Here is a 9,781-nt window from a genome sequence, read left to right as displayed (position 1 = left end):
GTTGATCGATGATCCACTGGCGCCATTGCTCCACGTGTAAGTGTAAGGAGCGCGTCCGCCATTGGCCACTGCCGTCAGATTCGAAGACTGTCCGGAGATGATCGTTGCCGGATTGGCCGAAGCCGAAACCGACAGACCCGGCAAAGTGTCGAGTACTACATGTACGAGGTTTTCTCCCTTGACGGCTGTGACCGTTGTATCCCTGGTCACAAAACCCTCTTTAGAGACTTGAAGGGCATAGGTTTGTCCTTCGACTGCCGGGCGATTATTGATCGGCGTTCGGCCGATATAATCTCCATTGCAGCTCACGAGGGCATCAGTCGGCGAGCTTGTGATGGCAACGTAGGTCTGCGGTTCCCCAGATTTTTTCGTGAGGATCACGTGGACGGGAATATCCCGTTCCTTGATCGCCACAGGTGCCGGGGTTACCAGCGTGTCGCAGTAGCCTTCTTTCACGAGGAACACCTGGTGACTACCAGGGCGAACCTCAATAGGTCCGGTCGGAGTTGTGTAGCTACCACCGTCGATCATCACATCGGCGCTATCCGGCACCGAGGTGATCGACAGGGTGGTCTTGGGGCACTCTTTGCATCCATCCGGTTCGACCGGATTTTTGGCGCAGGCCGCCATCAAAAAAACAACAGCAGCCACGATCATAAAAATTGCGAAAAATCTTTTCATGGTGCCCTCCTTGGGCTAGAAAATGAAATTCAATGTTTTAATGGGGTCCAGAGTAATCAGAATCCCATCAGTTTTGTAGTCGTTTATAGTCCAAGGGCAATTTATCAATGGCCCCTTCCGGTCATCAAATCTTCCCTGGGACCAGAAGTAAGAAACTTCTATGGACCATAAATAAAGAGATGCGCCGGTTTGCCACCCCTCAAATTGCCGAGAGTATTTGTTATACTTCTTTTCAATTTGGGGGTCGTTGTAGTAGTCGCCCCACAAATGGTAGCCACCATTTATAGAGACCCCCAAGTTTGGGGTTTTTTGGTATCGCAGTTCCAGCCCAAATCTTTTGGTTTCTGAGTAGTCTTTCAACAGGCTGGTCCGCCCCATAAGACCCCATACAGAAAAGGAAAAGCCTTTTACCTCAGGGTCGCCAAAGAGGGCGATAGAAATTTTCCCCACAGGGCCGTTGAAGCCATAGCGAGAAAATTGATGACCGGCTGACAAAGATATCCGATTCGCCACCATCCCGATGAAACCACCGTCGCCGGTGCCGGTTTTAGTATCCTCGGCCTCAGTGCTGTCGGCCTCTGCGACCTTTTGGGTCGTATCAGGCAGGGCCTCCTCTTTTGCAGAGGAATCAGATGCAGCTTCAGCAAGCTCTGCCATTCTTCCAGACAATTCACGTGGAGTTCGAAAAACTTTGAGCCCACGGTCGTCTGGCGAATCGACAACCCTACCGAGGACCTGCCCACGGCCAACACGATCCCGAGCAACCATTGCACGTTGCCGTGCAATGAACTCCTGCCCCATATTCTGGAGCAACAGGCCCTTGGGGTCGAGTCGTAGATCAGTTGGCTTGGCCAGATTGTCGTAGGCCTCCGTCTTTAGATCTGCTTGGCCCACGAAGACTAGATCGTAATCGCCAGACTCGGCGATTAATTGATCGAAAACCCCCCATCCACCATCGGGGGTGAGCCCACCGCCACTTTCCAGGTTGTATTTTTCACTATACCTGAAAAAAAATGTATCGGTTTCGGCTACCACCGCTTCCGCCTCCTGCGCGACAGCCGAGATGGCCATCAGCGCGAAGAAGACGATGAGAAACAAAAATGTGCGTTTCATTTTGAAACCTCCATGCAAAATTTGAAACGTTATTTGATTGAATTATTGTTTACTCGAACAACTAAAACAACTAAAAATTTCTCCTTTCTTTGATATTCGGTTTTCAAACTACATTCCGTTGTTTATTCTCCCACCAATATCTCCAAAATAGGGGACAGAAGCGGAGGAACAAAAATGGGGCAAGTATGGCAAGTATCAAGTATTTAGTATTAAGTATTATGTATAATTGGAAAATAATTTACACCAGAGGCGGGCAGGCATGATTTTTAAAGGCAAAAACAGCCGATTCGGGAATATTATTTTAGCACAAATTAAAGGATTTTTGTTCATTTAAATTCTTATTACCTTACCATATTATTATATATTTGTCAAGAGATGGCTAAAATTGGCAGTTTTTGGCAAACAAAAAAACTCCCCGAAACGGAGAATTTAAAATTAGAATACAAGATTTTTCTGTCATTCCCGCCCCGATAGCCATCGGGGTAAACTCCGGCGGGAATCCAGATAAAAAACATCCACTCCCGTCATTGCCCGGCTTGACCGGGCAATCCAGAAACAAAAAGAAAAGAATTTATTAAAATAATTTAGAATAATAAGGTTATGGATCCCCGGGTCTCACTCCGCTCGCCCGAGGATGACAAGCGACTTATTCCGTTTTTCCTAGTGTCACCTCTATCCCTTTTTCCTTGTCCTCGCGGACAATCGTCATTTTTATCTTTTGCCCGGGCAAATAATTTTGTATTATTTCACCCAAAGATTCTTTTTCTCCCAAGGTATTTTCTTCCACGCTGATAATAATATCTCCTGATTTTAGACCGGCCTTTTCTGCTTGGCTATTTTTTACTACTGCCGTCACATTTTTATAACCAGACAAGAGCGCTCCGCGGCTGACCAGCTCGCCGGTTTTCGAATCAATTTTTGGATGCTTGGCGAGATTGATATAATTTACCCCGAGACTCGTTCTGGTTATTTTATTTTTTTTCAAAAGCCCATCGAGGATTGTCTTTGTATAAGCCATTGGCACCGCCTCACTTTGGTTGTTGACTATTGCTATCACTTCCCCAGAAATATTTATCAATGGCGCTCCGAGCAAGCTCATGTCATACCCTTCTTGACAAAAGACAACTAGGTTCATTTTTTCCGTAGACTCTATTATCTCATTTTCGTTTTTTAGATCGACTTCAGCGACATGCAGGCTAGCCATTCTTGATTTTGGGAAATCTTTTATTATGCCATACAGCTCTTGGCCGGACACAACATTTTTGGTTTCTCCAAATTTGGCCACCGGCAGATCCCTCCCGTCGATTTTTACAAAAGCCAGATCACTGCCCGGATCAAGGACCACAGATTCCACCTCAAAAACTTTTTGGTTATTGGTCAAAATAATATATTTTTCCTTGCCGATTTTTGCCAAAAGCCCCTTTGAGGTAGCCACCCAGCCGTCATTGGTTATTACAACCCCACCGCCAAAAGATTCGGCTGTTTCAAAAAAATAACCACTAGTCTCGGTCGGTTTTTTGTAAAAACTGACCACCACCTGTGATGCTTGTTCGTTTAAATATCCCAGCCTCTCTTCAAAAGTCACGGTAATATTTTCCTGCTTATCAACAATTACTCTTTGTCCGGCCACGCCTCCACCCACCGGCTCTCTAAAAAAACCATCATAAACAAAAATTGCGGCCAAGCTAAAGGCTGTCGCCAAAAAACAAGCCAAAACTATCATACCATAGCCGCCGCGCGGTTTTTCTAGTTGTTCCTCAGCTTCCGCTTTATAAATTTCTGGCAATTTTTCTGCGCCATTTTTTGGCAACTCACCAGATTTTTCTTTCCCTATTTTTTTGTGCGTAAAATTGTTGAGCATAAATATATTTTTAATTTAATTCCAGCGCGCTGTTAAAAGAGTCAGAATGCAAATAAATAAAACCATGGTTCCATAGCGCCAGTAGGTTTTTTTTGTCAAAGTTGCCAGAAAAAAGTGCTGAGCAATGCCCGTAAAAAAGTAATAAAAACTGGTCACTAGAAGTCCTTTTACCGCCGACAAGAGTGGCAACCAAAAGACCACCAAGAATAATTCTGTTATCAAGAGGGCGATCACCGGGATAAACCATTGGCTGCCAATAATTTTTATTTTATTGATTATGAAAAACTGGTAAGTCAAAAGATAGGCTACTGCTATTGTGATAGGGAAGATTATCCAAAAAGGAATTTTTAAAAATATATATAGATCAAAAACTCCGCCAAACCAGAAAAAAATAGTCGTGGTATTCAAAACTCTGGAAACCGTCGAAAGCGAGTGGTTTTTGTATTGATATTTATGAAAGTTTAAAAGAATCAGCTGTTTTATAAAAGCGGCGCTTCCCACCGAAAGAAAGATCACCGCTGCCTGTCTTATAATATTATTATCAGCGAAGCCCAAAAAAATAAAACCGGACAACAAAAAAATAAAAGGAGAAATAAGAAAATTAAAAAAATTTTTATCCAGCTTTGATCGGTTGGAAAGCCAAACAAACAATATATTTAGTAACAAGACAAAAGATAATGAAACCCAAAAAAGAGAGGGTTTGAGTATGCCCGCCTGTAGCCCCAAAAAAGTAATTATTCCGTATAAATAAGCAAGAAAGATTGGCACAAGAGATGATTAATTATTTAGCCAAAAGAATTGTTTTAGTATCTTACCCCAGACATCATTGGCTGATTCTTTTTTATCCCCATCATTTTCCCTTACCCCGGCCTCTTCTAGATCCAGATTGGTCACTACTTTTAGATGGAGGTCTTTGTATTCATTCGGCACCCCGAGGCCCAAAATTTTTGTCTGGCTATCATTTATCAATTGCAGCCATTTTTCTGGATCGTTTTCCAGACCAGCTCTTTGGCTCAAATATTCTCCCAGTTCTTTTTTAAGTGCGACCTGATAAGCCATAACCGCCTGATTATTTTCTTTTTCGTTTTTTTGTTCTCCACTACTCGCTGTTTCCCCGAGTACGGCGCCCCCGGTTTTCTTTTTCAACCAGCCCTCATCATTGGCAACATTTAGGGTTACGGCCGCTACCGCCAAGACAAAAACCACAATGATTTGGTTCCAATGGTATTTTACAAAGAGTTGTGATTTTGACATATTATTTTTATTAATTTTTATAAATTTATTAGTTCAGTACTTATTTTTTCCCAGTCATTGTCTCTATCGTTCCACTTAAAAACATTTAGATAGTTTGTTTTTTCTTCCTCATCATAGACATTCTCTATTTTAGTGTTAGAGCCGATACGATTGGAATAAATTGTTTTAACATCTTTGAGCCTGGCTTTTTCTACCCACTCCATTTTTATTTTGCCCATTGCTGACGCCCTGAATTCCACCACCCATTTTTCGCCCGGGATGTTTTCCCCTATGGGCTCCTTATATTCGCTCTCCACCCCAAACTGTTTTTTTATTTTTTCTAATATTTCTAACCATTTTTCACGAGTCATAGTAGCTTAGGTTAAGAGAATTAATATGATTATATTATAGCAACAGTCGGGGAAATCGCAAGGCATTATTGGTAATCAGTAATTAGTAGCTCGTGACTAGCAATGAAGAATAAAAATATCTTACTATTTACCAACCACTAGTTATGAGTTACTGGTGCTTTCTTCTAGAAAACACACAGCCGCAATAATTTTGGCGGTAGAAATTGTGTTCCCTGGAAAGCTCGCAAGCTTTTTGAAAGCCACCCATTTTTTTCCAGTCCCTATCCAAAAATTTCAACCCGTATTCCTTGGCTATTTTATTGCCTAGTTCGCTTATTTTTTCTGCTTTTTTATGGGGGCTTATTGATAGGCTAGAACCAAAATATTCATAGCCCATTTTTTTTGCCTCTGCGGCAGTTTTTTTTAGACGCAGCTCATAACACAAATCACACCTCTTGCCTCGTTCTGGCTCTCTTTCGAACCCCTTTATTTTTTTGAACCACTGTTCGATTTCATATTCGCCCCCAATAATTTTTATTACTGGCAGTTCTTGCAAATATTTTTTTAACTCTTGGAACCTAGCTTTGTATTCTGGCTCCGGATGGATGTTGGGGTTGTAATAAAAAATTGTTACCTCGAAACCACCCCCCAATAATTCCTCGATCGGCTGGCAGGCACACGGCGAACAACAGGTATGGAATAAGATTTTTTCTTTCATAATTTTGTTATTTTATCTTATAATCATCCTGATTTTTGGTATATTCCAACTCCAATCTTTTTATTATCCTCTCCCCTTGTTCGCCAGCCAAAACCCTTGGCTGGCTATAGTCTTCTATCAAAATTGGTAGAGCTTCTATTTTTTTTATCCCATCTTTTTCAACCATTAGCCCCAGCATCAGTCCCTCTCTGGTTTCTCTTGACCACATCTGGTCAAAAATAAAATTACCCAAGCTATAAAAAATATATTTGTTTTGATATTTTTCGGCTGATTGGACCACATGAGGATGGTGGCCTATTATTATCTCTGCCCCAGCCTCTATCGCCGCTCTAGCAAATTGTTTTTGTTTCTCGGTCGGTTTATTTGTATACTCCTGACCGGCATGTATAGATACAAAAACCAAATCCGCTTGTTTTTTGGCATCTTTTATTGCTTTTTTTATTTCTTCCTTATCCCAAAATGCCGTTCCAGCCCGGCTTGCCCCAGCCTCGTAATTGTCTGGCACCATCAGCTGTTCGGTTCTAGCCAGCCAAGCTATTTTTATTCCTTTTATTTCTGTATATTGGGGGGCAAGTGCCATTTCTTTGTTTTTTCCAGCCCCGATATATTTTATTCCCTCTTCATCCAGATATTTAAAAGTATCTTCGAGCCCAGTTTGGGCAAAATTTGGCGAATGGTTATTTGCCAAAGAGACTATTCCAAAATTATTATTTGCCAAGACTCCGGCCACCTTGGGATCGGCACGAAAAGCCATTTCACCAGCCTGGATTATTCGCCCGGGCGTGATAGCTGTCTCTAGATTGCCAAAAGCCAAGTCCGCCCTTTCTAGATAATTGGCTGTTTTCAAAAAAGGATAATTAAAATCTTTATACCCAATCATTTTTTGTTCTACCGTACGCGAGAGCATTATATCGCCCACAACTATTATTTTTACTTGTTCACCCTCTGGCTCGAGCTTGTTTATTATCGCTGGCGGCCGAGTATTGATGATTGTTTTTTCTGCCGGAACAAATTTGCTGTCGGCCAACAACCAAAGGCTGAGAAAAAACAAGCCCAGAGTCAATGCTAGGGCTGTGCCAAATACGATTATTATTAGATTTCTGTTTTTCATTTTGCCTCTTCTTTTTTATAATAAAATATTTTTATCAACTCTATCATTCCTACCAAAAGAACGCAAGCCAAGATGACTACCAGCCACTCTAATAAACCAATATGGGTGGTCTGAAAAATATTATTTGCAAAATTATTATAAACAACAAACGTCTGCATGGTCAGGCCAGCTATCAGCGCTAAAATCAAATATTTATTATTAAATAGATTGGTTTTCCATATTGGCGTATAAAGATTTCTAGCGCTAAAAATATATAATAAGGTTTTTATCGCCAAAAAAGTGAAAGCCACGGTTCTGGCCAAGGCGATATCGCCAGTCTGGCGATAGAAAAAATTAAAAAGAAATAAGGCCCCAAGAGCCGCCATTATACTGATCATCAATGCCAAAATCGCAGTTTTTCTAGGCATCAGTGAGTCTCCTGGCTTTTTTGGTGGCTGGCTCATTATATGATCGTCTGGTGGTTCTTTGGCCATAGCGATACCGGGAAAAGTATCATTAATCAGGTTGATCCAGATAATTTGAGAAGCCAAAAGCGGTAGCGGCCAGCCCAAAAGCATGCCGACACCAACGGCTATCACCTCGGCTAGTCCATCAGAAAGAAAATATAAAATCACTTTTTTAATATTATCAAAAATAACTCGTCCTTCTTTTACTGCTTTAACAATTGTCAAAAAATTATTATCTAAAAGCACGATGTCGGCTGTTTCTTTGGAGACGTCCGTGCCGGAATTTACCGCCACGCCAATATCGGCTTTCTTTAGGGCCGGAGCATCATTGATGCCGTCTCCGGTCATTGCTACCACCTCGCCCCGGTCTTGCCAGGCTCTGACAATTTTTAATTTGTCTTCCGGCGCCACCCTAGCATAGATGGATATCTCTGGTACAATTTCTTTTAGTTCACTCTCTTTTAATTTGGCCAGACGTTCACCGCTCATGATATTCTTTGCTTCTGATGGCAATCCGAGTTCCCTGGCTATTGTTCTGGCTGTCAGCTCGTGATCGCCGGTGATAATCACGGTTTTTATCCCGGCTTTTTTTGTTTCCTCTATTGCTTGTTTTACTTCCGGTCGAAGAGGGTCTTTCAAGCCAACAAAACCCACAAAAATAAAATCATTTTTTTCTATTGTCTTTAGGGATTTGATTGATCCGCCAACTTTTTTATAACCACAAGCAAGCACCCGAAGACCCTTTTTGCTCATTTCTTGGTGTTTCTTGATCAAAAAATCTCTCTCGGTATCGCTTATCAATTTATTTTGTTCCTTTGAAGAATAAATATATTTTGAGAATCCCAGCACTGACTCAGGGGCGCCCTTTAAATAAGTATAATTTTCTTCTTTACCCCGGTTCAGGGTCATCATATATTTCCAGGCGCTATCAAAAGGCAGCTCTTCTAGTCTCGGCTCTTCTTTGTCTAGGCGACTTTTCTCTAGTCCCAAATTGGCCGCTGCCATCAGAAGGGCTTTTTCTGTCGGAGAACCACGGACAATTCTATGTTCCAGCTCCACCTCTGGGTTTTCTATATAGGCATTATTACAAAGCACCATTATTTTCAACAAGGCCAAAAGTTCATCCCCACCTTTTATTTTATCCTCTGGCTCGCCGGCGAAAAGATCAAAACTATAATCTAGAGTATTTATTTCCACCACGCGCATCTCTCCATCAGTAACCGTCCCTGTTTTGTCAGTACAAATTACCGTAGTCGAGCCCAGTGTCTCTGCCGCCAGCAGTTGTTTTACCAGAGCCTTGTCTTTCAATATTCGCTGAATGCTAAAAGCCAAGAGAACAGTCATTACCACCAGTAATCCCTCTGGGATAATCGCCACCGATATTGCTACGGAAGTCAAAAATATCTGTTCGGCATCATAGCCCAATACCACTCCGACCAAAAAAACAAAAAGACAAATAATAATTGCCGCCCAACTCAGTTTTTTAGCAAAAGAGGATAATTTTTTTTGTAGCGGCGTCTCCACATCTATTGTTTCCGAAACCAGAGAGGCTATTTTGCCGATTTGGGTTTCTTGACCGATGGCCACAACCACGCCAATGCCATTGCCCTGGACTACTTGCGTGCCCATAAAAGCCATATTTATTTGGTCACCCAAAACCAAATCACCGGCCAGCGGCTTGTGTGTTTTTTCAATCTCTATTGATTCGCCAGTCAGAGGGGATTCACCTATTCTCAGATTGTTTACCTTTATCAAGCGCATATCCGCCGGCACCCTATCACCAGCGGTCAAGAAAACAACATCACCGGGCACCAGCTCCTCAGCCATTATTTGGCGCTCTCTCTTATCTCTCAAAACCTTACAATAATTAACGGCTATTTTTTTTAGGGCGAGCAGTGATTTTTTGGCTTTATTTTCCTGATAAAAGCCCATTATTACATTTATTAATATTGCCAAAAGAATAACCCAAGCATTTGTGTGATCACCCCAAAAAAAACTAATAGCACTCGCACCCAGAAGCACATAAACCAAAGACCCTTTAAATTGCTTTAGGAGCAGGTTTAGTTTGGTTTCTTTTTCTTTTATTGGTAGGCGGTTGTCCCCGTATTTTTCTTTCCGGGCCAATACCTCTTTTTCATCAAGACCATTTTTGTCGGTTTTTAGCTGTAGCAGAACATCCTCATACGGCAAAACATACCATTTTTTATGGTCTTTTTTTTGTTTTTGTTGGTATATCGATTGTGAGAGTAAAGACACGTTAAAAAATCA

The 9,781-nt window shown here is 41.8% G+C and carries 9 protein-coding genes; all 9 read right to left on the bottom strand.

The genetic code is table 11. The annotated features are described in order from the left end of the window. Nucleotides 1-657, bottom strand: a 657-nt coding sequence (locus tag GYA54_04215; protein NMC51901.1) for a PEGA domain-containing protein, incomplete at its 3' end; no start/stop codon positions are given. 39 nt (nucleotides 658-696) lie between these two features. Beyond that, on the bottom strand, nucleotides 697-1,779 hold the full coding sequence (locus GYA54_04210) for a hypothetical protein (GenBank protein NMC51900.1): 1,083 nt from the start codon (nucleotides 1,777-1,779) through the stop codon (nucleotides 697-699). A 661-nt stretch (nucleotides 1,780-2,440) separates the two neighbouring features. Further along, on the bottom strand, nucleotides 2,441-3,655 hold the full coding sequence (locus GYA54_04205) for a serine protease (GenBank protein ID NMC51899.1): 1,215 nt from the start codon (nucleotides 3,653-3,655) through the stop codon (nucleotides 2,441-2,443). 15 nt (nucleotides 3,656-3,670) lie between these two features. Next, nucleotides 3,671-4,423, bottom strand: coding sequence for a hypothetical protein (locus GYA54_04200; protein ID NMC51898.1), 753 nt, complete (start codon nucleotides 4,421-4,423; stop codon nucleotides 3,671-3,673). 9 nt (nucleotides 4,424-4,432) lie between these two features. Next, entirely contained in the window at nucleotides 4,433-4,909 is a 477-nt protein-coding gene (locus GYA54_04195; protein ID NMC51897.1) for a hypothetical protein, read from the bottom strand. 17 nt (nucleotides 4,910-4,926) lie between these two features. Continuing rightward, nucleotides 4,927-5,259 (bottom strand): hypothetical protein, encoded by a 333-nt coding sequence (locus GYA54_04190; GenBank protein NMC51896.1) that lies wholly within the window; start codon nucleotides 5,257-5,259, stop codon nucleotides 4,927-4,929. Between the two features lie 148 nt (nucleotides 5,260-5,407). Next, the gene (locus GYA54_04185) at nucleotides 5,408-5,956 is read right to left on the bottom strand and encodes an epoxyqueuosine reductase QueH (GenBank protein NMC51895.1); all 549 of its coding nucleotides are present in this window, start codon (nucleotides 5,954-5,956) and stop codon (nucleotides 5,408-5,410) included. 7 nt (nucleotides 5,957-5,963) lie between these two features. Beyond that, nucleotides 5,964-7,067 (bottom strand): CapA family protein, encoded by a 1,104-nt coding sequence (locus GYA54_04180; protein NMC51894.1) that lies wholly within the window; start codon nucleotides 7,065-7,067, stop codon nucleotides 5,964-5,966. Continuing rightward, nucleotides 7,064-9,769 (bottom strand): HAD-IC family P-type ATPase, encoded by a 2,706-nt coding sequence (locus tag GYA54_04175; GenBank protein ID NMC51893.1) that lies wholly within the window; start codon nucleotides 9,767-9,769, stop codon nucleotides 7,064-7,066. The genes GYA54_04180 and GYA54_04175 overlap by 4 nt, the downstream gene beginning before the upstream one ends. Nucleotides 9,770-9,781 lie beyond the last annotated feature (12 nt).

Source organism: Candidatus Kuenenbacteria bacterium (assembly GCA_012797775.1).
Classification (GTDB): domain Bacteria; phylum Patescibacteriota; class Patescibacteriia; order UBA2196; family GWA2-42-15; genus JAAZMX01.
The sequence above is the reverse complement of the archived record's forward strand: the minus strand, read 5'-3'. Positions and strand labels throughout refer to the sequence as shown.